Below are 23,841 nucleotides of genomic sequence, written 5' to 3' on the forward strand. Positions count from 1 at the left end.
CGGGCATCAGCCCGTTCAGCGTTTGTGTATCAAACAGCATTCCGCTGTTTTGAAAAACCCAAGTTTCAGCGCAAGTCCTGCCGAAGCTGTATTCCTCGAATGGCACGCCCATACGGGAACTTTACCGCTTTGCAGTATATACTCGGTCATCTTTGCGGCAACGCAGTATGCAAGTCCTTTCCTGCGGAACTCCTCTGCTGTTTCAACACCTGTATCGACTTCATTTCCGCCAATAGCAGCCGAAAAAGCCCATGCTGCAGGTCTGTCCTCAAAGGTCACACAGAAGCCTGTTCCTCCCGTGAGGAATCTCTCTGTATCCTCCCACGAAAATGCAGGTACGATACGCCCCTCAGTCTGCGATATCAGCCCGAGGTCAAACCGTTTCAAAGTGTATCCGTCTGGCAGGTGATATATCGGCGGTGAGTTCTTTTTATATTCAAAGAAAAGTCTGCTGTCCACAGCAAACTCTTCACGGAAATGTTCTGCCATTTCATCGTCGGCAAACAGCATCAGACGCCGTCCGCCGGTCAGCATAAGTTCTTTGACACTGTTTATAAATGTATCATCAGCTTCTCCTGCAATATGCCCGAAACCGCACAGATGATGAAACAGCACAGCCTTTCCGTCGGTATATATATCCCCTGTCTGCCTGTTTTCGGCAATTGAAAGCGGATATACCTTGCCGAAAGGCAGAGCATCAGCGATATGTATATATTCGCTGTGTTCTTTTTGTGGTATCTTCCTGAATACAGCCATGATCCACCTCGTTATCAGGTGCTTTGCTTAGTCATTATAACAGCGTTTTCGCAAGGGTCATCGTAAAAGTTCCTGCGCACTCCCGCTTTTTCAAACCCCAGACTTTCATACAGCGCTATTGCCGCCGAATTCGACTCCCTGACCTCCAGCACCCAGCTTTCGGCTTCGGAAAGCTCCTTGAATATCTCGTCAAACATCGCCCGCGCAATTCCCTGTCTGCGGAATTCGGGAAGTACACAGATATTATTTATCTCAGCCTCTCCTGCTATGTACCAGCAGCTGAGAAAACCTGCAGCTTTGCCTTCTGCGTATGCAAGCAGAGTGCGGTCATTCGGATTATTCAGCTGTGCCCGACAGACTTCCTCGCTCCAGGCTTCTTTCAGACAGGCAGCAGAGAGTGCTGCGGCTTCTGCCACATTATCCTCTGTCATAGGTACTATTTTCAGCATGGCTTATCACCTGTCAGCAGATACGAACCTTCTGTCCGCAGTATCTTCACTGCAACGTTCCTGAATCCTGCCGCCCTTGCCTTTTCCCTGAGGTCACGCGGCGGTGTACCAAGACCTGTATCACTGTCAAACGTGAATACGCATACAAATCGTCCGTCCGTTTTCAGCACCCTGAGTATCTCACAGAGTGCTGCTTTTTTGTCCTTCCACAAGGGTGGAGTGTACAGGGTGGTAACGCAGTCGAAAAAATTATCAAAATATGGAAGTTCTTCAATATCCGCCTGACCCATAAGAGCTATCTCATCGATGCTCCTGCTTCTGTCAGAGGGGGATATATCTATCCCGTAGAGGTCAAGTGGCTTGTCGCTCAGCTTTTGCAGCATTGTATCACTGCCAATACCTATATCCAGCAGTCTGCCGCCTATAGGTGCTTTGATGAACTGCCTTGCGGCAGCGTAATGTTCATTGGATTCCTTTCGCCTGTTCAGGGCGTTTTTTACGTATTCAAAAAACATTAAGTTCATCTGTTTTCGATACACTCCTTAACAGCGTCGATCAGCTTGTCCATCTGTTCATCAGTTCCGATGGTTATACGAAGCCATTTGTCTATAACGGGTTTTTTGAAGTAGCGTATGAATATACCCTTTTCTCTGGTATAGGCGAATATCTCCTCTGCAGGGATAGTTGGGTGTGAAACGAACAGGAAGTTTGTTTCGCTGTCGGTTACCTTGAAGCCCATATCCCTGAATGCCTTTGCAGAACGGTCGCGGGTCGCCTTTATCTTTTCTACGGTATCGCGGAAATACTTCTCATCGTTAAGGCTGGCAATAGCTGTCTCGATAGCCAGCTGATCCAAAGGATAGCTGTTGTAGCTGTCCTTGACTGCCTGCATATAGCTGATAAGCTCGGGCTGTGCAAAAGCCATGCCGATCCTCATGCCTGCCAGTGAACGTGACTTGGAGAATGTCTGGGTAACGATAAGATTATCGTACTCCCTGATAAGTTCAACGCAGCTGTAACGTCCGAAATCCACATAAGCCTCGTCGATGATAACTATAACATCGCGGTTGTGTTCAAGCAGGTCGATGATGAAGTCCTTGCCTACTCCGATAGCTGTAGGTGCATTCGGGTTTGGTATTACCACACCGCCGTTCTCGGGATAGAAGTCCTTTACATTTATAAGGAAGTCGCAGTCAACGGGCTTGGTCTCATAGGGTATTTTCAGAAGCTCACACCATACAGGATAAAAACTGTATGTTATATCGGGGTAGAATACAGGTTTATCCGAGTTGAAAAATGCTCTGAAAGCTGTTGCGAGCACATCGTCCGAGCCGTTGCCGCAGAACACATTCTCAGGTGCAAGACCGTATCTTTCAGCGAGGGCTGCCTTCAGCGGCACAGCATCCGCAGAGGGATATTTTTTCAGATCAAATATATCCTTTCGGCGCAGTACATCCTGTACACCTGCCGCAGGTGGATAAGGGTTCTCGTTGGCATTCAGCTTTATGATGTTTTCATTCTTCGGCTGTTCGCCTGCTACATACGGTTCGATATTTATAAGATTTTTTCTCCAAAGTTTTTCACTCATTCCAATGCACTCCTTACATTTCGGGCATATCCGATTACATTATATCACAATGGCGGCTTACTGTCAAATTCAGCATGGTAAAGTATTACCATGCTACCAACATAAACAAGTATAGCACACTTTGTTGTATATGTCAATAGCCGCATATTCGTTTTATGCATATCATACATTATGTTACGTATAAGCATATCGCCTGATTATCATGTCCTATTATATGTGAATATTTCTTTTGCGGCGGCGTGGGAAAGCTATTTGATGAATATATTCAATTAATTTTCATCAAATGCTTGAAATTCGGTAAGTTTTCTGATATAATTATATAAATGCATTTTGTTAGATGACTTCTGATGAGTATAGATGTTTTGGAGGAATGAACATGGATCTTCAGAAATTTGTAGATAGTTATGTGACTATGTCTTGTATCATTTCCGTACGGACGTTTCCTGACGGTCATTACGGAGATATCAGGCTGGTATGCGCCAACAAGGCATATATAGATACTATTGAAGATCCTGAGAATATTGCGTATTCGGAAATGCTTAATAATAAGTTCGTACCCGATTCGCCATATGAGATCTATATACCGAAGGATCTGAACTTTGAGGATGCGTGCTACCGCTGTGCTGTCCTTAAAAAGCCGTTCCATACTTATATACATCCCGAAAGGTACAATTTCTGGCTGGATACGTATATCATGCCTCTGACATTTGACGAGGGTGACAGGCATTATTGCATATACTCTCAGGAGATAACGCCCTGTGCAAGCACCAGGCGTATGTCCAATCTTGATGCAGGGGTCGCTGAGTCAGTACTTCAGACCTGTATAAAGCTTCATGACGGCAGTGATTTCAATCAGACAATGGATGAGATCGTAAAAGACCTCTGTAAACAATGTGAGGCAGATAAGGTATGTCTTATACTTACGGACATGAAAGAGAGAACGTTCTCGATACTGAGCGAAGCAGCAGGTTCACCCATTGCTGATTATTCCGTTGAGGACTATTTACGCAGCAGATATGAGGATTTCTTTGATATCATAGAAACATGGGATCAGGCTATTGCCGGAAGTACCTGCCTTATTATACAGAACGAGAGGGATATGGAGGTGCTTTATGAGCGCGATCCTGTGTGGGCAGCATCCATGCAGGAGGTCGATGTGCATACCATAGTGCTGTTTCCTCTTGTGTATAACCATGAAACTCTGGGATATATCTGGGCGATCAACTTCAAAGCAGAGAACACTATGCGTATACGTGCGCTGCTAGAACTGGCAACATTTTTTATCGCCTCCGAGATAGCTAATCAAAAGCTGTTGGATCAGATGAAGATGATGAGCTGGTCAGATATGCTTACAGGTGTCAACAACCGTAATGCCATGAATCTGAGGGTCGATAGTATCGTCAATGGCGAAGAGGAACTCCCCGATGAAACCGCCGTTATCTATACAGATATAAACGGTCTTAAACAGGTGAACGATAACGGAGGCCATGCTGACGGAGATCGTATGCTGAAAAAGGCTGCCAATATTCTGAAGGATGTATTCCCCGACGGAGATATCTACCGCGCGGGCGGTGACGAATTCATGGTGCTGGTAACAGGTGTGCCCGAACATATAATAGAAGAAAGGATAGAAAAGCTGAAGGTCTATCGTTCTGATAAGGCAGATGTGAGCTTTTCGGTGGGCTATTTCTGTTCTTGCGGAAAAACTGATATACGCCATGCTATGACTATGGCTGATAAGCGTATGTATGATGACAAACAGCGCTATTACCAGGATCACCCGTACCGCAAGCGCAGATGAATACCCTGAAAATAAACGGGTCTGTTCCGGAGAGAACAAGCCCGTTTTTCATATCAGACTATTTATCTGATACCGTGATAGTTAATGAAGCTTTGTGTGCCGCTGATATACCGCATTATACAGGCGCATCAAGTGGTTTGCCAACGGATAGCCACGTATTTAATTGGCATCAAAATAATTGCAGCGTACATAATACTTGCGAACGCAGACTTAAATGCAGATTTTTTATGTCTTAAATCTTTACTTTTTTAAGAAAATATGTTATGATATAAATTACGATACTATATATTCTGAACAAAGAGACCTACTCTTATAGTCATCTTTAAAAAAGGAGGACAGCATGGAATTCTTAAAACAAAATCAGTTAAACATATTGCTGTTTCTCAGCGGTGTCTGTGCGGCAATGTGGGTGATGGTGTTTTTTTCCAGATCTATACCGATAAAACGCAGAAATGCACTGGGTACTATAGAACTCTGTGCGACTCTGCTTCTTATTTCAGATCGGCTGGCATATATTTATCGCGGTAAACCGGGAGATCTTGCCCGTGTAATGGTCAGGGTCAGCAATTTTGGCGTATTCATGATGGTACTTGTGATACTGAAAGCTCTGAACCAATATCTGAAAAGTATCCTTTCTGCATCTGATGATCATAATGAGCCTTCAGCATTGCTGCAAGCGGCGGATATAGTTATATACATAGACGTGGTAATGACGATACTGACGCAGTTTACAGGCTTTTACTACTACTTCGATGAATTCAACCGATATCAGCGGGGCAGCGGAATATTTTTCAGCGTATCTTTACCGCTTCTGGCTTTCGTTTTTCAGCTTTCCGATATCATGCGCCGCAGAGAACGTCTTAGCACGAGAATGCTGATGTCACTGATAATATTTACGACTCTGCCTGTTATAGCTTCGACGATACAGCTTTTCGCGTATGGCATTTCGCTGACAAGTATCTCTATAGTCGCACCGTCGATGCTGCTGTATCTGTTCTCGCTTATAGAAATGAATGAAAAGGTTGAAAAAGCCAAGGATCATGAGATCGAACTTCTGAAAGAAGAACAGGAAGCTATGCAGCAGCTGTTTGAACAGACAGCTATGGCACTGGCAGGGGCAATAGATGCAAAGGATAAGTATACTCACGGACACTCTCGCCGTGTGGCAGAATACTCCCAGCGTATAGCCGAATATGCAGGTAAATCCCATGAAGAAGTGCAGGATATATACTACTCGGCGCTGCTTCACGATGCCGGCAAGATAGGCGTGCCCGATGTTATAATAAACAAGGAGGGCAGGCTGACCGACGAAGAATTTGCAGCTATCAAGACCCATCCGTCAATAGGAAGTCAGATACTTTCAAGTATAAATATATCACCGTCGCTGAGTATAGGTGCCAGCTATCACCATGAACGCTATGACGGCAGGGGATATCCCTCGGGGCTAAAGGGCGATGATATACCTGAGATCGCTAGGATAATAGCTGTGGCTGATGCTTATGATGCCATGACATCCAAAAGAAGCTACCGTGAACCGATGCCGCAGCAGCTGGTGCGTGAAGAGCTTGTAAAGGGCTCCGGGACACAGTTTGATCCGGTATATGCAAAGATAATGCTCCATCTTATCGATGTTGATACAGAATACAACATGAAGGAACACGAAACAATAAAAGAGCTTTCGGGCAACGCTGAAATGGTATGCACTGAATTCAGGACGGAATTCAGTGAGGGTGTTATTGCAACACGCGAGGAGATGACCATACATCTAAATTATATCTCTGATGACGATGATGATCCTGTTCCTACCCTGATATTGTTTGACTCACTGGATCAGAAGATACACTGCGATGACACTAGCAAGAAGATAGTGAACTACTTTGAGTACTGTGAGATAAGGCTTGACGGACACGTTGAACGTTCCGGCGCAAGAGAGATACAGAACGAGATCATATACGACAGCGGTATCAGCCGTGATGAGCTTCTGCGGAAGTTCAAGAGCGGTATAGCCTACGATATAACGGCTGTTAAGTACAATGACCATGTCAGGGTCAGGATAGAGAACGAGTATCGTTCGATCGAGGTGATAACTGCACTGCCGGATAATTCCAGATATGTGTTCCTTAGCTTTACAGGCAGAAACTGCAGGATAAACAGCTTCAGGACACAGAAGACAGGTGTTACTGCGGATGAGAATTCCATAAAGCGTATCGCGCCTGAAATAAGCTATATCAAAGTACCAGCAGGAAATGTTCCCAATATACAGATCGACGGATGGCGTACAGCTTATACTAACGGTGAAGAGCTTGTTAGTGAAATGAAGATATTTTTCCATGCCATGAGCCTGCCGACGGCAAGACTTATATGGCATTGTCCGTTTATTGTATTGTACAGCTCGGATAACGGAAAGATCAAAGGTCCTAATTACCGGGAACTTGCGCTGATAAGGTTTGACGGCGAATGCTGGGATGAAAAACGTATGGTAAACAATGATATACAGATAAGCAGGACCGATGATTTTACAGGCTGGGAAAACTGGAAGAATACAAACAAACAGGGCGCTGACTGCAACGCTCAGCTTGTAAAAAATGATAACATCATTGATACAAATATCGAATATAACGGTCTTGTGCTGAAAATCAAAACACAACTGCCTAAAGGAGAGATATCAAAAGTATATGTATCCATAACGGGAGATCAGTGTGCCATCACGAATATATGGATAAAGTGAATAACGGATATATGTGATGACTAAAACATCCGCCTTTAGGGTGGATAAACATATAGAATTGCCCCTGAGCATTTCAAAGCGCTCAGGGGCATCGTACTTTATTGTTACAAAGATAAATATGAATTTATATGATTATAATAAATAATATATCTACCCAATTTGCTCCAGAATCTTTTCCATATTTTTATAGTACAACGGCAGGCTTAACTCACGTTTCTTGCCTTCATCGTATACACATTTACACCCATATAAAATATCGCTGATATCATTATGCAGAGTCATGATTCTTGAAGTTAGCTCATTAGACGAAAACATTTTTTTCATAGCAATACCAGCTAAACCCGCAGGTATCTTGTATGGCAGCAATTCATTTTTATAAAGTTTAAGATCAACACCTCTTGCCTTAACGATCTGAAGTGTTTCACGAATAGTTTTAACTGCCAGTTTCAATGCTTTTGAATCAGCCATAAGTTCCATTGCCAATTTATTCGGGTCATCAAGTACACCCGCTCTGCCTGCAGTAGATGTTACCCCTGCATTGATAGCCATATGGATCCAGATCCATTCAAACATATCATATGGTATTTCCCACTTTAAGTCAGCTGATCTCAGCAGATTTAATATTTCAGCATAATTAGAAATATTAGCCTTGGCTTCACCCTCGAGCATTACATGATCAAAAAGTACGCAATTGAGTTCATGATCCTTGCTCATATGACCGCCTGCTGTTGGAAACGCAGTGATGTATTCATAGTCACCTACTATTCTTTCGATATCCTTTCTTTCATCCCAGAAATTACAGAAAAGGACAATCGTTCCTTTGATATTCCTCTTCATTATAGTATCCATCGCACAATCCAGCTTGCCACTTGCGACGCTGACAATAATGAAATCATATTCAGAATTATCCTCTGCTACCATGACTTTATATACATCATTTTTTTCTTCGCCTTTCGCGTTGTATCTGCCATCTAAAACATGAATACCAATTTTAGCTGGAATATCTTTTTTACCTTCCCTCAATATGTGATAAGTATCATGTCCTGCCTTTTGAAATGCGTAGGCATATGTTGTTCCAATAACACCGATTCCCAATACAGCTATTCTCATGTTATCTCCTTTATAAATTACGATTTTAGTAACAATTATATCACAGAATAGCGTCTTTGTCAATAAAAAAGCCATAGTGTTTCTGGCTTAACATCAGAAATACTATGGCTAAAATTTTTATATCAGCGCCGAACTTTAATGCGGCTGTATATGTCAGATATCAACCCTTTACGGCACCTGCGGTAAGGCCGTCAACGATCTTGTTGGAGAATGCGCAGTAAACTATGATAGTCGGGATCACGGCTATCATGATAGCTGCAAACATCTGTGAATAGTTTGTATTGTATGGTCCTACGAACTTGGACAGTGATACCGGAAGTGTCTTTTTGGTTTCATCGGAGATGAATACCATTGCAAGAAGAAGTTCGTTCCAGTTGCCGACGAAAGTCATAAGACCTGTTACAAACAGACCTGTTCTGCCGAGGGGCAGGCATATCTTGAAGAATATCTGGAAGATATTAGCACCCTCCATACAAGCACATTCGATAAGCTCGTTAGGCATACTCGTGAAGAAGCCTTCCATAATGAATATCGTAATAGGAAGTGAGAATGTAAGATAAGGAAGGACAAGGCTTGTAAGCGTGTTTGAAAGATGCAGAGTTGTAAATCCGAGATTCAGATTCGCAAATCTTGTGAACAGAGGTATAAGCACGCAGTGGATAGGTATCATCATACCTGTAAGGAAATAAGTCATGGCAAGCTTAGAACCTTTCCAGTGCAGACGTGAGATGCCGAATGCAGCCATTGAACCGATCAGCATACTGAGCAACAGTGAAATAACACACACGATGAATGAATTGAGTGTTGCTGTACCCAGATTACCTGCTGTCCATGCGAATGAATAGTTATCAAATGTTATATTTTGTGGAAGTGCAAAAGGAGCGGTAAATATCTCCTTGTTCGTTTTGAACGAAACGTTGAACACCCAAAGCAGCGGAAGAAGATATGTTAAGGATATTATTACCAGAAATGCATATATCACTATCTGTATCGGTGTTATCTTTTGCTTGGAAGAAGGATCCGGTGCTGCAGCTCCAATTTTTGAAGAACTCATTTAGCTGTACCTCCTTACATCTCGTACTGCTCGGTCTTAACGACCTTGTTGATGAATAATGTTACTGCCAGACAAAGTATGAGCAGTACTACGCCTATAGCACTTGCATAGCCGTATTTTGAGAACTTGAAGCCCTGCTGATATAGGTGAGTTGCAAGTACCTCAGTTTTATGGTTGGGGCCGCCTTCGGTCATATTGAATATAAGATCGAAGAATTTCAGCGAGCCTATGGCATTCAGCGACATAGCAGTAGCTACCATGGGCTTGATAAGCGGAAGTGTAACATATCTGAATGTCATAGCCTTGGTACATCCGTCGATATAGCTTGCCTCCATAAGGGACTTGCTTATACCTGATATCTGTGCCATATAAAGCATCATAGACTGACCAACATACTGCCAGAGAGCAACAAAAGCTATTATCCACATGGGAAGTATGATAGTGCCCCTGATATCCGACAGCCACATAGGACCCTCAATGCCCATTTTTTCAAGGAGCAAGTTGATACCCAGCTTAGGGCTGAATATAAACATCCACAGCAGACCGAGTGCTGCTGATGAGAGTACGCAGGGCAGATATATAATGTTCTTGAATAAATTTCGACCTTTCTCGATGTTTGTAAGCAGCGCTGCATAGAAAAGACCTAAGATAAGCTGTGACACACATGAGAAAATGAGAAAGAACATTGAGTTCTTAAAAGCAATAGCGAACGTTTTATCGGATAGTATAGCCTTATAATTGTCAAGCCCGATAAATTTAGGGGCTTGGAGTACTTTATATTCACAGAATGAATAATACACCGACTGTATGATCGGTATAAAAAGCACCAGTGTGAACAAAAGAAACGCAGGAAGCATGAAGATAACAATAGCTTTCTTGCTCCTAAGCATTTTGTCCATCACGGATCAACTCCTTTCAAAATGGGGAAACATTAAAAACAATATAGAGGCGTATTGTGCGCCCCTATATCGTCTTTTGATAGATCGAAATATTACTTTCTGCAGTTAGCAGCGTAGTATTCTTCCATATCCTTAGCAGCGTCTGCAGGTGTAATGCTACCCTGGAATACAGCTACCATTGTATCGTCGAAGTGAGCACCTGTCTCAGTTGTAGGCATGGACTCATTATAGAAGCCGAATGTACCGGTTGCGTTGCTGAATACATCCATAACGAATGCGAGCTGCTTGGGAGCTGCGGAAGTATCGTACTCAACCTTTGTTACAGGGATCTTACCACCCTTTTCAGCGGTGTACTTCTGAGACTTTTCATCAGTGAAGTACTTGATGAGGGCAGCAGCGCCTTCGGGACAATCAGTTGTAGAGCTCATGCACAGAGAGTCGGATTTAGCGATAACTCTGTCAACGCCGGGGAACTGGAATACGCCGCACTTGGATTCAAAGTCAGGATTCTGACCGTTGATCTGACCGATAGCCCATGAACCCTGGATAAGGATAGCTGCTTCTTCGTTGTAGAAACCTGCGGTTGCAACGTCATTGGTGTCGCCGCCTGCTGTCTTCTGGAAGTACTTGGACAGGTCAAGGAGCTTGTTGCAAGCGTTCTCGAGCTTACCATCTTCCCATGAAGCGGAACCGTCAGCCAGCTTAGCAAGGTCAACACCCTCAGCCTCACAGAGGTAACCAGCTACCATTGAGAGACACCATGCGGTATTAGCAGAAATAGAAATAGGTGTATAGCCTGCACCCTGGAGCTTTTCGCAAGCAGCGATCATCTCTTCCCATGTCTTAGGTGTATCGGAGATACCTGCCTTTTCAAACATCTCGGTGTTGTAGAAGCAGCAAGCAGCTGCAGTGTTCAGCGGAACAGCGTAGATCTTTCCGTCGTAGGTCTGCTGAGAGAATACAGAATCACTTGTGAAAGTATCCTTCCAGCCGTCCTTTGCAAGATAATCATCAAGGGGAGCTGCAACGCCGGGCTTAACATAGTCGGTCAGCTGAGGTCCGGGGCTTACGATGAATACATCGGGAGTCTCTTTTGCTGCAACTTTAGCATTGAGGTTGTTGTAGTATTCTTCGAGGTTTGTTGTTATAGGTGTTACGTGGTACTTACCCTTGTAATCATTGTTGAATCTCTCGATAGTTTCCTTATAGCCGAGAGAGATCAGATCCTCGGTAGCGTTGAGGTCATCCCAGAACATCCATGTGATCTCCTGTGAGCCGTCAGCGTTTTTCTTCTTTTTAGAACCGCTTGCGTCGCCGCAGCTTGCAAGCGTAGTTGCCAGCATTGCTGCTGATACTAGTGTTGCTAAGATCTTTCTTTTTTTCATTGTTAATACCTCCTGGTCATATGCCGCACTACATAATTTATACGGTTTTACCGATTTTTGATACTCACCATATCGGTGACTTCGTAAATTTTACCATAATATTAACCCATTGTCAATAGAATATAAGTAATAATGGCAAAAATAGATAAGGAACCCTAACAATTGTAGCAATAAATGGTTAGTTGATATTCCCTCTATCAAAGCTTACAGATACTGGATGTTTTTATCTCTAAATTAATGCCTGTGAATTATATAATATGCATCTATACAGAAGCGTTCAAAAGACCTGAGGTATAGAAAGTGCACATGGTTTACTTGCTGTAGGTTGAAAGCTTACGGATGATCAGCAGATGCAGGATATGATTAATTAGTTGCTGATATAGCACTAATATCCGAATTAATTTAATTGTACTAAAAAATATATATGATTTATCTTTAAACTAAACGCCGTGAATGTTTAGTTTAAACAGACCCGAAGGGTATCTGATGTCCTAGTCTTGTTATAAAAATAAGTCATGTTAAAGATAATATTTCGCCGTACTTTCCAAGCCGACAGACCACATTTTTCTTTTTTACACAGATGTATTTTCTGCCAGAAAAAAGCATATCATCACGATCATATCCGGTGTGGTTGTGATGATATCTCTTAATTATTATTGCTATGGCATTTTACAGTTTACTCGAAATTACGTCTATTATTTTAAGAATACATTACTGAACTGTAGATTAAAATTAATTGCATTATGTCTATACTTTGGTAAATTATTTACCGCGCGGGACTGTTAAGTTTTTATCTCACAGAAGGATATTTTATCTGAGGGTAAATTTTAATATATATGGTATAAAGAGCTTCAGACTGAGATCCGCGGTGATCTACTTGCTTTTCTTCAAGAAAAACTTTCTCATATATATGGAACAGTCAGACTCTTCGTTATTTTAAACGATGCTTGTGTATTCTTTATGATCCTTTCGCTGATAAATAAGATCGGCAAACTTTGGTGAAAAAATTAAATTCCTATGCCGAATGAATAAACTTCCAATATCTGCGTAAACTATTCCCACAAAAAATCTATTTAACGGAGGAAACGGATGAAAGCAACAGGAATAGTAAGACGCATAGATGACCTTGGCAGGGTAGTCATACCGAAAGAAATACGCAGGACTATGAGGATTCGTGAAGGCGACCCCCTAGAGATCTACACCAACCCCGACGGCGAAGTAATATTCAAAAAGTATTCCCCGATAAATGAGCTTTCCGATGGCGCTTTGCAGGCGGCGGAGGTCATATCAAAGCTGGGCGGTGCGCCTGCGGTGATCTTTGATAAGGATCATGTGGTGGCAGTGTCGGGTGTTCCGAAAAAGGAGTACTCGCAGCGCAGGCTGACCCAAGCGCTGGAAAATATGATGGAGAACCGTTGCAGTTATGAGTACCGCAGCGGATCGGCGGAATTTCATCCCGTGGAGGGCATTGATACCCACGCACTGGCAGTTGCGCCGATAATATCGGGGGGAGATATCACAGGCGCTGTGGCGTTTCTCGGTGGGGACGATGACCGCCATGTTACCGATGATCAGGCGATGCTTTGCAAGGCGGCGGCTATGTTTCTCGGCAAACAGATCGAACAATGACAAAAGGCAGCACTGCTTGGTGCTGCCTTTTGCTGTGTATGGAATATCACGTTTCTTCGACTTCGATCACTTCAAGCCTGTCACCCGATACCCTAAACCGAACATCGAGTCCCGCATACCCGAAACCGTATACCCTCTCCGGGTCGTTCTGATAAGCGGGGCGAGGGTCCTGAGCCAGAAGTGCTTTCAACGCTGTCCGCTTGCTTTCGGGTACTTTCTCCAAAAGTTCGGCAGGGAAGTCTACTTTTACCGAATAACCAGCCTTTTCCGCCGCAAAACCGCCTGTAGCTTCGGGGCGGCAGTCAGCAAGGGGGAGATATGGCTTGATATCCAGTATCGGCGTGCCGTCCATCAGATCGGCTCCGCCTACCCTCAGGGCAAGCCCTTGATCTGCTGTTTTTTCAACTCCGAGAAGTTTCACGCATGAAAGTCCGATGGGGTTCGGGCGGAAAGGTGATCGTGTAGCAAATACGCCCATTCGCTTGTTTCCCCCCAATCTCGGCGGACGTACCGTAGGCGACCAGCTGTCACGCTTTGCCTCGGAAAATTCCCATATCAGCCACAGGTGCGAGAATCCCTCTATCCCCCGAAGTGCTTCGGGTTCTCGGTATTTCGGCTCAAATACCACCAGACCTTCCAGTTCCTCAACCAGTCCGCTCTGCCGCGGCAACCCGAATTTTGTGGGCAGGTCGGTGTGTATCCTTGCGATTATCTCCATGTGAAGCCCTCCTGTAGCATTAGTTGGTAGTTTAACACCATCACTTCGCAACAATATTTTTTGAAAACAAAAAGATCAACTGTTATCGCCTAATAAATCTATTTCACTCTCATTCAATTCCTTAACCATTTTGATAAAATCGTTATATTCATCACCATTTAAATAATTAAAGGATTGATTGGATTGAATTATCTTATTTGTAAGACTTTTTATTCTATCTATGGCATATGTCGGCAGTCCTCCCGCCTTTTTCCACATCGCATGATAAAAAATTATTTCTGCAATAATCAGTTGTTCAGTATCTGCAACTCCTAAAACTTCTTCCGAGTACATTCTTGCAATATTAGCTTTATCTATAGGGTATCTTGTAAAATAATGTTCAATTGAATCAATCGTAGTTTGTTTTTCTTCAAAATAGTTGTTATCTATGTACATATTAATCCCTAACTTCGTAATTCGTATATTATTATTATGAATTATTTCAATGTTTGGGTGACGTTCAACGAATTGTGCTTAGCTGAACCTATCAATTTGATTATACCACAACGCGGAGCTTTCGTCAATCAGCGTCAACAGGTCTTCCGCAGAATTCAGCCATAGCGCGTATTTTATTCATTACCGCCTTGAATTTTTCGGGGGTCAGGGACTGTGCGCCATCGCTCCATGCGTGTTCGGGGTCGATGTGTACCTCTATTTCCAGTGCGTGACAGCCCATTGCCACCGCGCCGAGAGAACAGGGCTCTACCAGTGAAGCGATACCTGTCGCATGGCTGGGGTCAACGGTAACAGGCAGATGTGTCTTCTGTTTCAGCAGAGGTACACTTGCAAGGTCGAGGGTGTTGCGGGTGGCGGTCTCATAGGTGCGTATGCCGCGCTCGCAGAGTATCACCTGACTGTTGCCCTCGCTCATGATGTACTCAGCCGACATCAGCAGTTCCTGCAAAGTACCGGAAAGACCACGTTTCAGCAGTATAGGCTTGTTCAGCCTGCCGAGGGCTTTCAGCAGGGTGAAGTTCTGTGAATTTCTCGCACCCACCTGAATGATATCAACATCGTCGAAAAGGTCGATATCGCTGACGTCCATTATCTCGGTGACAATGGGCAGACCTGTCTCAGCTCTTGCTTTTTTCAGGATATCAATGCCCTCCTTGCCAAGACCCTGGAAAGCGTAAGGCGAAGTTCTCGGCTTGAATGCGCCGCCGCGAAGCATTGTGGCACCTGCTTCCTTGACGGCAATAGCGGTCTTGATAGTCTGTTCCTCGGTCTCAACCGAGCAGGGACCCGCAATTACCTGCAAGCGGTCGCCGCCCAGCTTTCTGCCGCGGACATCTATCACAGTGTCCAGCGGGTGGAAACGTCTGTTGGCGTTTTTGTAGGGTTCCTGCACACGCTTGACAGTGTCAACTATCTCCCTGGCCTGCACCGATTCGATATCCACCGCTGTTGTATCACCGATAAGACCGATTATCTTCGAGTGTACGCCCTCTACAAGATTTGATTTCACATCGAACCTTGTGAGCCATTCCATAAGTTCCTCGATCTGCTTTTTGTTGGCGCTGTCTTTTAATACGATAACCATAATGATTCCTCCTGTAAATAAATAGAAATAATTAGAATATATTGTCAGAAAATCTGCATCAAAAAAACCGTGCTCTCGTAATACGAAAGCACGGTCTGTGACCTGAATGGATATATTGTCAGCCCATATCCGGCTGTACACCCGTCCGCATAGCTTTCATACCACGACAAATAAGCTTGTAGCCAAAAAATCGGCTAAAGCTAAAGAAGTATGTAAAGACAGCGAATACGGTGATAAGCTTCATTACGGGTCAACCTTTCTGTTTACTGATCAAGATTATAGAAACATTATACTTCATCAAATTAGGAATGTCAAGGATAAAGAAAGCTTGTTTACACAAAATTAATATTATTGCCTGTCAAAGTAAGCCTTTCCTTTATCGGGCTTGAAATAAGTTCGCAGATATCCGTCCTTGGAAACTATTACAAATTCGTTTGTTTCCTCGAGGTAATAGGCATCGTCGCCGTCCTCTTTTTCGGTTTTGTGCAGGGCGGAAGGGTCATTGACAACGTCCGAAGCCGCCTTGCGGTAGTCATCGGCGCTTGCAAATCCCATTTCTATCCCATGTTTTTCGTAGTGCTGGTCACGAAGTTTTTTTGTCCTGAACCAATACTCTGTGTATTCATCGTCCTCGGGATCCTCGCTGTCGGCAGGGATATCACTCTGAGGTTCGCTTGATATTTCAGATGAACTATCCTCTGCAGTTATTGGGTCTGCTGATGTATTATCAGTTGATGCTGAACTGCTATCCTCGATTATCAGATCATAGAGAGAATCACTGCTTTTATTTTTCTGACCGCTGCAGCCCGTCAGTGTGAAAAGCACTGCTATAATAGTAAGCAGGCTGAATATCTTTAGTTTCATAGCTGCACCTCCCAATAAGATTATACAACAACTTGTCAATAAAGTCAACAAAAACGGCAGAGTCAAATGACTCTGCCGTAATAAGCGTTATTTAATTGACTTATCGTCGTTTAAATTACTTTCTCTTCTTGGAGATAACTACCAGAGCAGCAGCAGAAGCAGCCAGAGCTACAGCAGCTGTAGTAGCAGCACCAGTGTTGGTGTTGGAAGTAGTGCCGTTTGTGTTGCTCTTAGAAGAAGTGTTAGTAGTAGCCTTAGAAGAAGAAGACTCGCTTGTAGATGTGCTCTCGGAAGAAGACTCGCTTGTAGATGTGCTCTCGGAAGAAGACTCGGACTCAGACTCAGACTCGGACTCAGACTCGGAAGCATCAGCAGAAACAGTTACAGAAGCAGGAACTGTTGTCCAATCAGCGTACCCGTCTACGTCATAGTTAGCGATACCACCAGCAGTGATCTTAGCAGTAGAAGTAGAGATGTTGATAGCAGTACCATCCTCAGCATCGTCAGCAGCCTTAACTGTCAGAGTACCGATAACCAGCTTGTTAGGAACAATACCATCAGCGTCCTCGAAGGTCTGATCGTAAGCCATTACCTGATATTCCTCGTTATCAACGAACTGCTCCTTCTCTGCATCGGTCATCTTGCCCTTGTAGCCCCAGTAATCGAAAGCCAGACCAGCGGTAGTGCTCTTCAGGTTGTCCTCGTTGAAAACGAAGTTAACGATCTCACCGTTCTCAGCAGTAAAAGCGAACTGCTGAGTGCAGAGCTTAACGTCAGCAGAGACAGCTACATCGAAAGTAACTTCCTTGCCTGCAGCTACCTTCTCAGCAGAAGGTATAAACTCCAGAGTAGCAGTAGCGCCTGCAGGATTATTGTTGTTTTCGTTGTTCTCGTTGTTCTCAGCGAATACAGAAGGTGCAACAGCTGCCATCATTGCAGCGGATGTGAGAAGTGCAAATAACTTCTTGTTCATAAAAAATTCCTCCCAAAATTATTATTTTGAATTTCTATTGTTTAATCATACCCATTTCTCCGCAAACACCGCACAGATAAAGCTTGTCCCATGAGAGCAAAGTATGGCTATATAATTAACTCGGTATATTAAATTATAATACAAATATAGATACCATTGTTGAATATTTTGTTAACATTATATTAACTTTTATTCGTACAGATTTTTTCAGCAGCTGCTTCAATGGTATTTACAGCGTATTATATCCCGAACAAGACGTCTCATGTTCGGATTTGTCCACATTATATCACACTTTAGATTATATGTCAATAGCAATTTACCAATAATATTTACCATTGAAGAATTCATTTTTTAGTATAATCACTATATTTTTAATGATTTTTTGGTCAATACATCTTATTTATTTGTAAATGCTTCTTCAAACGGTACCCATGAAGATTGATAGTGTGATCTGTTATCGGGGTGTGAAAAATCCCTTGCTCATTTCTGAACAAGGGATGATTATTGGGGCGGAAGGATTCGAACCTTCGGAGTGACGGAGTCAGAGTCCGTTGCCTTACCGCTTGGCGACGCCCCAGTATGGTTGGGATAGATGGATTCGAACCATCGAATGACGGAGTCAAAGTCCGTTGCCTTACCGCTTGGCTATACCCCAGCTTTTCGACATTCGAGCATCTCACTGTCTTGTCCCTGACAGCTTAATTATTATAGCACAGCTTTTCAGAAAATGCAAGTGGTTTCATAAAACGTTTACAAAACAGTTTCAAAACCGAAATATGCATACTATTTTAAAGAGAACATTAATTTTGGTGCTGCTATGCTATATTCCGCAAAAATATTTGAAAAAATAAGATTTTTTACCTTTTTTTGACTTGACTTCATGACTTTGATGTGCTATTATAATATCAGATAAAAATTTCCGAAAGGTCGTGCAGAAGTATGTTTAAGAAGTTTATGACAGAATTCAAGGCATTCGCACTCAAGGGCAACGTTATGGATATGGCGATCGGTGTTATCATCGGTGGCGCTTTCAGCGCTATCGTTACTGCACTCACCAGCTGCTTTATCAACCCCCTTATCGCTGTTATCACAGGCGGTGTGAAGTATGATGAGGAAGGCAATCCTCAGATTGTCGGCGGTTCTTTCAAGATCCGCGGTGTATCCTTTGATTACGGCGCATTCATTTCCGCGATACTCAATTTCCTTATCATCGCACTTGTTCTTTTCCTGCTTCTCAAAGCTATAAATGGCGCAGTTTCAAAGGCTGCGGCTCTTGCTAAGAAGAAAGAGGAAGAAGAGGAAGCTGTTGCTGAGCCTTCTGCTGAAGAAAAGCTCCTCACCGAGATCCGTGATCTGCTGACAGCAGGCGCTACTCCCGAGGCACTGGCAAAGATCGAAGCTGCTAAGGCTGATAACGAAGCTGCAAAGTAATAGCAAATGTTTTCGGAAGCTGTCCTTCGGGACAGCTTTTTTGTTGACAAAATTTCATTAAGGGAGTATAATCATAATATCAATCTATAAAGGAAGTCTTGTACATGAATTTTTTAAGACGCTGCTGGGCGGAGATCGACCTTTCAGCTGTTGATTACAATGTTTGTGAATATAAAAAGCTGCTGCCGCAGGATACCGAGCTTATGTGTGTAGTAAAAGCCTCCTGCTACGGGCACAGTGATGAGTTGATCGTACCGCGGCTGCAGCAGGTACACGGTGTAAGGTATTTTGCGGTATCAAATATACTCGAGGGTATAAGGCTTCGTGAAATTGGTATAAACGGGGATATACTCATACTTGGTTATACTCCGCCCGAATGCGCGGCTGAGCTTGTTAAATACGATATTATACAGGCTTGTACCGAACTGTGCTATGCTCAGGAACTCAGTGCGAATGCAAACGGTACTGTGCGACTGCATGGCGCCGTAGATACCGGTATGACTCGTATAGGCGTTCATGGGACCGCTGAAGAACAGGCTGATGAACTTGCGAAGGTATCGGCTTTGCCGAATATCTCCCTTGAAGGCATATTCACGCACTTCTCATCTGCCGACGGTATTGATGATGCTGATGAAAAGTATACACAGATGCAGTCTGAAAGATTTTTCCGTGTAAGGGATCTTCTGAAAGAAAAAGGTATCAGACTTAAACACGCCCACATAAAGAATTCAGCAGGCGGAGCATACGGGTATGGTGACGAAAGCACGCTGGCACGTCTTGGCATAATACTTTACGGTCTTTACCCCGACCCTGCCAAGTCCCTGCCTTTTGTGCCCAAGCCTGTTATGACCCTCAAAGCTGTCGTTTCTCAGGTGAAGTGGATCGATGAGGGTACAGCAGTCAGCTACGGCAGAACTTTTGTAAGCGACAGGAGGATGAAGCTTGCGACTGTCACTGCGGGATATGCCGACGGTTATCCGAGGGCGCTCTCAAACAAGGGCGAGGTCATTATCCGCGGAAAAAAATGCCGTATCTGCGGCAGAGTATGCATGGATCAGTTTATGTGCGATGTTACCGACATACCGGATGCGGCACCCGGCGATGAAGTTATACTGATGAATGCTGAGATAAATGCAGATGTTATAGCTGCACTGACAGGCACTATAGGATATGAGATCACCTGCGATATAACCTCGCGTGTGCCCCGTGTACCTGTAAACTCATGATAAAAAACCAAGCCATAGAGGATGACCATATCCCCTATGGCTCATTTTATTTTACGGTTTTGTTTTTGCCTGAGTTTTTACCCTGATGCATAAGCTTGTCAGCGTGAGAAATGATCTTTTCTATATCGTCACCGGGTTCGCCGCGGCATACGCCTATGGTCATGGTCACGCGGAAATTCCCGTTGTCTGATCTGAAGCTCTTTTTATAGATATCTTCGCGTATCTTATCAGCAAGTTCTGTACCGCTGGAAACATCGGCATTCGGTACTATAAACAGGAATTCTTCACCGCCCCATCTGGCGGCGTAACCCTCGGCAGGAACTGTGCGAGCTATAACATCGGCGGTCTGCCTGAGTACTTCATCGCCTGTGAAATGGCCGTGTTTATCGTTGATCTTTTTGAGATCATCCAGATCACCGATACAGACAACATAGCCCTTGTCGGAACGAATGCTGTTATGCTGTATCAGCTTCAGGTATTCGTTCATGGCGCGGCGGTTGAAAAGCTGTGTCAGCGGATCAATGGTAGCCAGCTTTATAAGGCTCTCATTCTTAGTCACCAGTTTGAACTGCATAAGTTCACGGCTGAACATATATATTGATGATACATAAAGCAGTATCAGCGCCGCAAAGGATATGTTCATGAAATAAACGATATTGTTTATAACACGGTCATTGAAGGTGTAGATATTACCTGATCCGCCGCCTGAACGTATATATGCCGCTATAGCAACATACAGCGCGAAGGGTACAAGTGAGAAAAGGTAAGGCGTTATCATCCGCCGCAGAGGAAGATAGAAGGGTATCGGTATGAGAAACAGCAGCATCGTACCGAAACCCATATCCCAGCCCATGGAAAAGCACCCAAGGCAGGAGTGTACCATTACTTCGACCAGCGATATCAGTACCAGCCGCTTTCTGTAAGGGCGCTTGTAAAGCAGCACCAGCATTGAAAAGTAAAATGTGACACTGAATATATTGTAATAAATCATGGGCTTTACACCCAGTATCGAGAAAATGCACAGATAAGCGATATGTGATACCAACAGTGATATACCGCCTATGGAATACACAGTGCGTTCGTTAAGATCATCGAAACGCATTATATTAAAACCGGACTTTTTTCTTTTTTTCAATATATGCGCCCCCTTTCGTATTTCTGTATCAGTAAGTCTCTATCATTTTTATGCTCATCCATTTGATACACCACGCTAAACAGCTATCTGACAGGCTGTAACAATAGTTGATATGTACTTAGTTATAATGTGATGCCGGGTTATGTGCATAAGGGATAGCTATAATTATTTATACATTAATTATAAATTATTAAGAAACTATTTTCAAGACTATATATGCACAAATTTATATACTTTTTTTAGTGAAATAAGCATATAGATATCTGTGCGTTGTGATCGGCGGCTGTGATGACCGAATAATATCCCATTATTTTCCTGATTGTGAAGTTTATGCGTATAAAATTGAAAAATATGTGAAAATTAGCACTCTCCACTTGACAGTGCTAAAATTTGTGCTATAATATAATCAGAACAAAGGAACAGAACAGACCGCCGCGGAGGTCTGAACTATCCGTCCCGTTGCTCATGGTATAAACATTCGGCAAAAGGTCATAATATGTTTGTATGATGAAAAGGAGGACTGACCTATGTTACTGCCTAGTATTTTTGGAAATGATATGTTCGATGATATGATGGGTTTTCCGAGGTTTGATGACTTCGGGGATATTGACCGCAAGCTTTACGGCAAGCACGCTGACAGAGTAATGAAGACGGATGTCAGTGAACATGATGACCACTTCGAGGTGGATATAGATCTGCCGGGCTTCAAAAAGGATGAGATAGAGATCGAACTCAGTTCGGGTTATCTCTCTATCAGGGCATCAAAGGGGCTCGATAAGGACGAAACTACTCCAAAGGGCAAGCTGATAAGGCAGGAACGCTATGCAGGCGCTATGCAGAGAAGCTACTATGTAGGCAAGGATATCACCGAGGAGGATATCAAGGCGAAGTTCGATAACGGTGTATTGAGTCTGCAGATACCAAAGAAAGAGCCGCAGAAGGCTTTGCCCGAAACAAAGCGGATAGCCATTGAATAATATATCAGACACTTCTGCTGAAACGGCAGAAGTGTCTTTTTATTGTAAGGGAATATCTATATAAGGCTTCTGAGTTCTTCGGCTGTCAGACTTTTCTGGAAAGCGAGATTTATACCTTCGGATATATATGCGGCGGCAGAAGCCGCAAGTTTGTCGATGCTTCCCGGAGTGACGGTCATGCGGTCGCATCCCTCGGGTGCGGCGGCACCGAATATCATCTCGGCGGCTGATGTGAGGTCAACTACCATGGGTACGCCTATAGCAACGCAGGTGACGCCGAGGGTCGCACGGGAAAGCTCTTTTCGGGAGTTTTCAACACCGCTTCCCGGGGATATGCCTGTATCACATATCTGTATCGTCCGCCCGAGATGCTCCAGATCCCAGCAGGCAAGGGCATCAACAGCTATGACAAGGTCGGGCTGAACTGCTTCACACAGGGCTTTGATATGCTCGGTGGATTCTATGCCCGTTTGACCCAGCACACCTGTTTCGATAGCTGATACTTCCGTCAGCTCGTCTGTTTCTGTTTCGTGTGCCAGATGTTTGATGTGTCTTGTAGCGAATATCTTATCCACCGTCAGAGGACCAAGTGCATCGGCGGTAAGCTGTCGGTTGCCAAGCCCTGCCACAAGTATGCGCTCGCATCCGTCTGCAAGTCTTCGCAGAGTCTCGGCAATTGTTCGTATACGTGCATCGCGGCAGGTACAGAAGTCATCAAAGGTACCGTCAAGAGCTTTAAGGGTGATATACCGCCCCTTGGGACGGCACAGCTCAAGAGCTGCAGAGGAACTCTCAATGGTGATATCTGCGATCTCAAGCTGTGAGTCAGACAGTATATCTATCCTGCGGCTTACGCCTTCGAGGTCACGGCTGAGGGAGAGCTTCCTGGCGGCTTCCACAGCAAGATCGGTTCGCGGGTCTTTCATTTACATACCTTCTTTCCCGGAATTATATTGTATTTTAAACAATATGTACAAATAAAGTTCCGAAATTTTGCGGAATTTTTTTTGAAAACCCCTTGCAATTGGAGCAAAAATGTGTTACACTATTTTAGTAAGCTTGCCAAATCTGTTATCCGCATTTCCTCTCAGTCTGCGGATAGCTTATCCTGATAAGCGAGATTTTATTCATTGAGGGAGGTGTCCATAATGCCTAACATTAAGTCTGCAAAGAAGAGAGTTAAGGTCATCGAGAAGAAGACCCTGAGAAACAAGGCTATCAAGTCCGATCTTAAGACTGCTCTGAAGAAGGCTGATGCTGCTGTTGCTAACAATGCTGCTGATAAGGAGCAGGTAGTTAGAACCGCTATCAAGAAGGTCGATATGGCTTGCACAAAGGGTATTCTGCACAAGAATAACGCTGCAAGAAAGAAGTCTCAGCTTGCTAAGAAGCTCGGCTAAGATCGTTATTATAACGGATATGACCCGATACCTTAAAGGTGTCGGGTCTTTTTGTGCCATGCGCGTTTTTCTGAATATGGAAGGGACTATCGGTTTAGTTATGCGCGTTTTGCATGAAAATAGTTTGTTCATAAAATAG

General features: G+C 43.8%; 22 protein-coding genes and 2 tRNA genes. 7 read left to right on the top strand and 17 right to left on the bottom strand.

Annotated elements, in window-relative coordinates:
* Window positions 1-15: 15 nt before the first annotated feature.
* From RUMAL_RS20440 to hisC, 4 genes are read right to left on the bottom strand one after another with little or no spacing between them, the layout of a single operon-like run.
* Window positions 16-756 carry a GNAT family N-acetyltransferase gene (locus RUMAL_RS20440; protein ID WP_013496970.1) on the bottom strand — a complete coding sequence of 247 codons (741 nt, stop codon included), beginning with the start codon at window positions 754-756 and terminating at the stop codon, window positions 16-18.
* Between the two features lie 14 nt (window positions 757-770).
* A complete protein-coding gene (gene rimI, locus RUMAL_RS01115; RefSeq protein ID WP_013496971.1) occupies window positions 771-1,205 on the bottom strand; it encodes a ribosomal protein S18-alanine N-acetyltransferase in 435 nt (144 codons plus the stop codon).
* Window positions 1,199-1,729 (bottom strand): class I SAM-dependent methyltransferase, encoded by a 531-nt coding sequence (locus RUMAL_RS01120; protein ID WP_013496972.1) that lies wholly within the window; start codon window positions 1,727-1,729, stop codon window positions 1,199-1,201. Before RUMAL_RS01120 ends, rimI begins: the two co-directional genes overlap by 7 nt.
* Window positions 1,726-2,793: a histidinol-phosphate transaminase gene (hisC, locus tag RUMAL_RS01125; RefSeq protein WP_013496973.1), complete on the bottom strand. Its 1,068-nt coding sequence runs from the start codon at window positions 2,791-2,793 to the stop codon at window positions 1,726-1,728. Before hisC ends, RUMAL_RS01120 begins: the two co-directional genes overlap by 4 nt.
* Before the next feature lie 376 nt (window positions 2,794-3,169).
* Between hisC and RUMAL_RS01130 the strand changes: the two genes are divergently transcribed.
* A complete protein-coding gene (locus RUMAL_RS01130) occupies window positions 3,170-4,594 on the top strand; it encodes a GGDEF domain-containing protein (protein WP_013496974.1) in 1,425 nt (474 codons plus the stop codon).
* A 340-nt stretch (window positions 4,595-4,934) separates the two neighbouring features.
* Window positions 4,935-7,322: an HD-GYP domain-containing protein gene (locus tag RUMAL_RS20445; RefSeq protein ID WP_013496975.1), complete on the top strand. Its 2,388-nt coding sequence runs from the start codon at window positions 4,935-4,937 to the stop codon at window positions 7,320-7,322.
* Window positions 7,323-7,472: 150 nt separating this feature from the next.
* On the opposite strand, the gene RUMAL_RS01140 is transcribed toward RUMAL_RS20445, so the two are convergent.
* The 4 genes from RUMAL_RS01140 to RUMAL_RS01155 form a co-directional block, all read right to left on the bottom strand.
* Window positions 7,473-8,432 carry a ketopantoate reductase family protein gene (locus RUMAL_RS01140; RefSeq protein ID WP_013496976.1) on the bottom strand — a complete coding sequence of 320 codons (960 nt, stop codon included), beginning with the start codon at window positions 8,430-8,432 and terminating at the stop codon, window positions 7,473-7,475.
* Window positions 8,433-8,592: 160 nt separating this feature from the next.
* Entirely contained in the window at window positions 8,593-9,486 is an 894-nt protein-coding gene (locus tag RUMAL_RS01145) for a carbohydrate ABC transporter permease (RefSeq protein WP_013496977.1), read from the bottom strand.
* A gap of 14 nt (window positions 9,487-9,500) precedes the next feature.
* Window positions 9,501-10,385, bottom strand: a complete 885-nt coding sequence (locus tag RUMAL_RS01150; RefSeq protein WP_013496978.1) for a carbohydrate ABC transporter permease — start codon at window positions 10,383-10,385, stop codon at window positions 9,501-9,503.
* 92 nt (window positions 10,386-10,477) lie between these two features.
* Window positions 10,478-11,770, bottom strand: a complete 1,293-nt coding sequence (locus tag RUMAL_RS01155; RefSeq protein ID WP_013496979.1) for an ABC transporter substrate-binding protein — start codon at window positions 11,768-11,770, stop codon at window positions 10,478-10,480.
* Window positions 11,771-12,859: 1,089 nt separating this feature from the next.
* Between RUMAL_RS01155 and RUMAL_RS01160 the strand changes: the two genes are divergently transcribed.
* Window positions 12,860-13,399: a stage V sporulation T C-terminal domain-containing protein gene (locus tag RUMAL_RS01160; RefSeq protein WP_013496980.1), complete on the top strand. Its 540-nt coding sequence runs from the start codon at window positions 12,860-12,862 to the stop codon at window positions 13,397-13,399.
* Between the two features lie 46 nt (window positions 13,400-13,445).
* On the opposite strand, the gene tsaA is transcribed toward RUMAL_RS01160, so the two are convergent.
* The 7 genes from tsaA to RUMAL_RS01195 all read right to left on the bottom strand — a co-directional run bounded on the left by tsaA (window position 13,446) and on the right by RUMAL_RS01195 (window position 18,188).
* Entirely contained in the window at window positions 13,446-14,117 is a 672-nt protein-coding gene (gene tsaA / locus RUMAL_RS01165) for a tRNA (N6-threonylcarbamoyladenosine(37)-N6)-methyltransferase TrmO (protein ID WP_013496981.1), read from the bottom strand.
* Between the two features lie 75 nt (window positions 14,118-14,192).
* The gene (locus tag RUMAL_RS01170; RefSeq protein ID WP_013496982.1) at window positions 14,193-14,552 is read right to left on the bottom strand and encodes a hypothetical protein; all 360 of its coding nucleotides are present in this window, start codon (window positions 14,550-14,552) and stop codon (window positions 14,193-14,195) included.
* 124 nt (window positions 14,553-14,676) lie between these two features.
* On the bottom strand, window positions 14,677-15,696 hold the full coding sequence (aroF, locus tag RUMAL_RS01175; RefSeq protein WP_013496983.1) for a 3-deoxy-7-phosphoheptulonate synthase: 1,020 nt from the start codon (window positions 15,694-15,696) through the stop codon (window positions 14,677-14,679).
* Window positions 15,697-16,044: 348 nt separating this feature from the next.
* Window positions 16,045-16,560 carry a hypothetical protein gene (locus tag RUMAL_RS01180; RefSeq protein ID WP_013496984.1) on the bottom strand — a complete coding sequence of 172 codons (516 nt, stop codon included), beginning with the start codon at window positions 16,558-16,560 and terminating at the stop codon, window positions 16,045-16,047.
* Window positions 16,561-16,675: 115 nt separating this feature from the next.
* Window positions 16,676-17,533 carry an NPXTG-anchored protein gene (locus RUMAL_RS01185; RefSeq protein WP_013496985.1) on the bottom strand — a complete coding sequence of 286 codons (858 nt, stop codon included), beginning with the start codon at window positions 17,531-17,533 and terminating at the stop codon, window positions 16,676-16,678.
* 504 nt (window positions 17,534-18,037) lie between these two features.
* Window positions 18,038-18,110, bottom strand: a tRNA-Gln gene (locus RUMAL_RS01190).
* A gap of 3 nt (window positions 18,111-18,113) precedes the next feature.
* Window positions 18,114-18,188, bottom strand: a tRNA-Gln gene (locus RUMAL_RS01195).
* A 284-nt stretch (window positions 18,189-18,472) separates the two neighbouring features.
* On the opposite strand from RUMAL_RS01195, the gene mscL reads away from it, so the two are divergent.
* Both mscL and alr read left to right on the top strand, forming a co-directional pair.
* Window positions 18,473-18,964, top strand: coding sequence for a large conductance mechanosensitive channel protein MscL (mscL, locus tag RUMAL_RS01200; protein WP_013496986.1), 492 nt, complete (start codon window positions 18,473-18,475; stop codon window positions 18,962-18,964).
* 104 nt (window positions 18,965-19,068) lie between these two features.
* Window positions 19,069-20,190, top strand: coding sequence for an alanine racemase (gene alr / locus RUMAL_RS01205; RefSeq protein WP_013496987.1), 1,122 nt, complete (start codon window positions 19,069-19,071; stop codon window positions 20,188-20,190).
* Between the two features lie 46 nt (window positions 20,191-20,236).
* Here the strand turns inward: alr and RUMAL_RS01210 are convergent, their stop codons facing one another.
* On the bottom strand, window positions 20,237-21,325 hold the full coding sequence (locus RUMAL_RS01210; protein WP_013496988.1) for a GGDEF domain-containing protein: 1,089 nt from the start codon (window positions 21,323-21,325) through the stop codon (window positions 20,237-20,239).
* Window positions 21,326-21,852: 527 nt separating this feature from the next.
* On the opposite strand from RUMAL_RS01210, the gene RUMAL_RS01215 reads away from it, so the two are divergent.
* Window positions 21,853-22,302 (top strand): Hsp20/alpha crystallin family protein, encoded by a 450-nt coding sequence (locus tag RUMAL_RS01215; RefSeq protein ID WP_013496989.1) that lies wholly within the window; start codon window positions 21,853-21,855, stop codon window positions 22,300-22,302.
* 56 nt (window positions 22,303-22,358) lie between these two features.
* Here RUMAL_RS01215 and gpr read toward each other — a convergent pair whose 3' ends face one another.
* Window positions 22,359-23,228 (bottom strand): GPR endopeptidase, encoded by an 870-nt coding sequence (gene gpr, locus RUMAL_RS01220; RefSeq protein ID WP_013496990.1) that lies wholly within the window; start codon window positions 23,226-23,228, stop codon window positions 22,359-22,361.
* A gap of 222 nt (window positions 23,229-23,450) precedes the next feature.
* On the opposite strand from gpr, the gene rpsT reads away from it, so the two are divergent.
* Complete coding sequence (gene rpsT, locus RUMAL_RS01225) at window positions 23,451-23,702, top strand: 30S ribosomal protein S20 (RefSeq protein WP_013496991.1); 252 nt, start codon at window positions 23,451-23,453, stop codon at window positions 23,700-23,702.
* The last annotated feature ends 139 nt before the right edge of the window (window positions 23,703-23,841 follow it).

The sequence above is a fragment of the Ruminococcus albus 7 = DSM 20455 genome (assembly GCF_000179635.2).
Classification (GTDB): domain Bacteria; phylum Bacillota; class Clostridia; order Oscillospirales; family Ruminococcaceae; genus Hominimerdicola; species Hominimerdicola alba.

Bases quoted from the DNA above. Each gene is read 5' to 3' on its own strand.
- gpr (WP_013496990.1), bottom strand. From the start codon at position 23,228: ATGAAAGACCCGCGAACCGATCTTGCTGTGGAAGCCGCCAGGAAGCTC.
- aroF (WP_013496983.1), bottom strand. From the start codon at position 15,696: ATGGTTATCGTATTAAAAGACAGCGCCAACAAAAAGCAGATCGAGGAA.
- RUMAL_RS01140 (WP_013496976.1), bottom strand. From the start codon at position 8,432: ATGAGAATAGCTGTATTGGGAATCGGTGTTATTGGAACAACATATGCC.
- RUMAL_RS01170 (WP_013496982.1), bottom strand. From the start codon at position 14,552: ATGTACATAGATAACAACTATTTTGAAGAAAAACAAACTACGATTGAT.
- RUMAL_RS01180 (WP_013496984.1), bottom strand. From the start codon at position 16,560: ATGAAACTAAAGATATTCAGCCTGCTTACTATTATAGCAGTGCTTTTC.
- RUMAL_RS20440 (WP_013496970.1), bottom strand. From the start codon at position 756: ATGGCTGTATTCAGGAAGATACCACAAAAAGAACACAGCGAATATATA.
- RUMAL_RS01215 (WP_013496989.1), top strand. From the start codon at position 21,853: ATGTTACTGCCTAGTATTTTTGGAAATGATATGTTCGATGATATGATG.
- RUMAL_RS01185 (WP_013496985.1), bottom strand. From the start codon at position 17,533: ATGAACAAGAAGTTATTTGCACTTCTCACATCCGCTGCAATGATGGCA.
- RUMAL_RS01160 (WP_013496980.1), top strand. From the start codon at position 12,860: ATGAAAGCAACAGGAATAGTAAGACGCATAGATGACCTTGGCAGGGTA.
- RUMAL_RS01120 (WP_013496972.1), bottom strand. From the start codon at position 1,729: ATGAACTTAATGTTTTTTGAATACGTAAAAAACGCCCTGAACAGGCGA.
- rimI (WP_013496971.1), bottom strand. From the start codon at position 1,205: ATGCTGAAAATAGTACCTATGACAGAGGATAATGTGGCAGAAGCCGCA.
- rpsT (WP_013496991.1), top strand. From the start codon at position 23,451: ATGCCTAACATTAAGTCTGCAAAGAAGAGAGTTAAGGTCATCGAGAAG.
- RUMAL_RS01130 (WP_013496974.1), top strand. From the start codon at position 3,170: ATGGATCTTCAGAAATTTGTAGATAGTTATGTGACTATGTCTTGTATC.
- tsaA (WP_013496981.1), bottom strand. From the start codon at position 14,117: ATGGAGATAATCGCAAGGATACACACCGACCTGCCCACAAAATTCGGG.
- RUMAL_RS01145 (WP_013496977.1), bottom strand. From the start codon at position 9,486: ATGAGTTCTTCAAAAATTGGAGCTGCAGCACCGGATCCTTCTTCCAAG.
- RUMAL_RS20445 (WP_013496975.1), top strand. From the start codon at position 4,935: ATGGAATTCTTAAAACAAAATCAGTTAAACATATTGCTGTTTCTCAGC.
- RUMAL_RS01155 (WP_013496979.1), bottom strand. From the start codon at position 11,770: ATGAAAAAAAGAAAGATCTTAGCAACACTAGTATCAGCAGCAATGCTG.
- mscL (WP_013496986.1), top strand. From the start codon at position 18,473: ATGTTTAAGAAGTTTATGACAGAATTCAAGGCATTCGCACTCAAGGGC.
- hisC (WP_013496973.1), bottom strand. From the start codon at position 2,793: ATGAGTGAAAAACTTTGGAGAAAAAATCTTATAAATATCGAACCGTAT.
- RUMAL_RS01150 (WP_013496978.1), bottom strand. From the start codon at position 10,385: ATGGACAAAATGCTTAGGAGCAAGAAAGCTATTGTTATCTTCATGCTT.
- alr (WP_013496987.1), top strand. From the start codon at position 19,069: ATGAATTTTTTAAGACGCTGCTGGGCGGAGATCGACCTTTCAGCTGTT.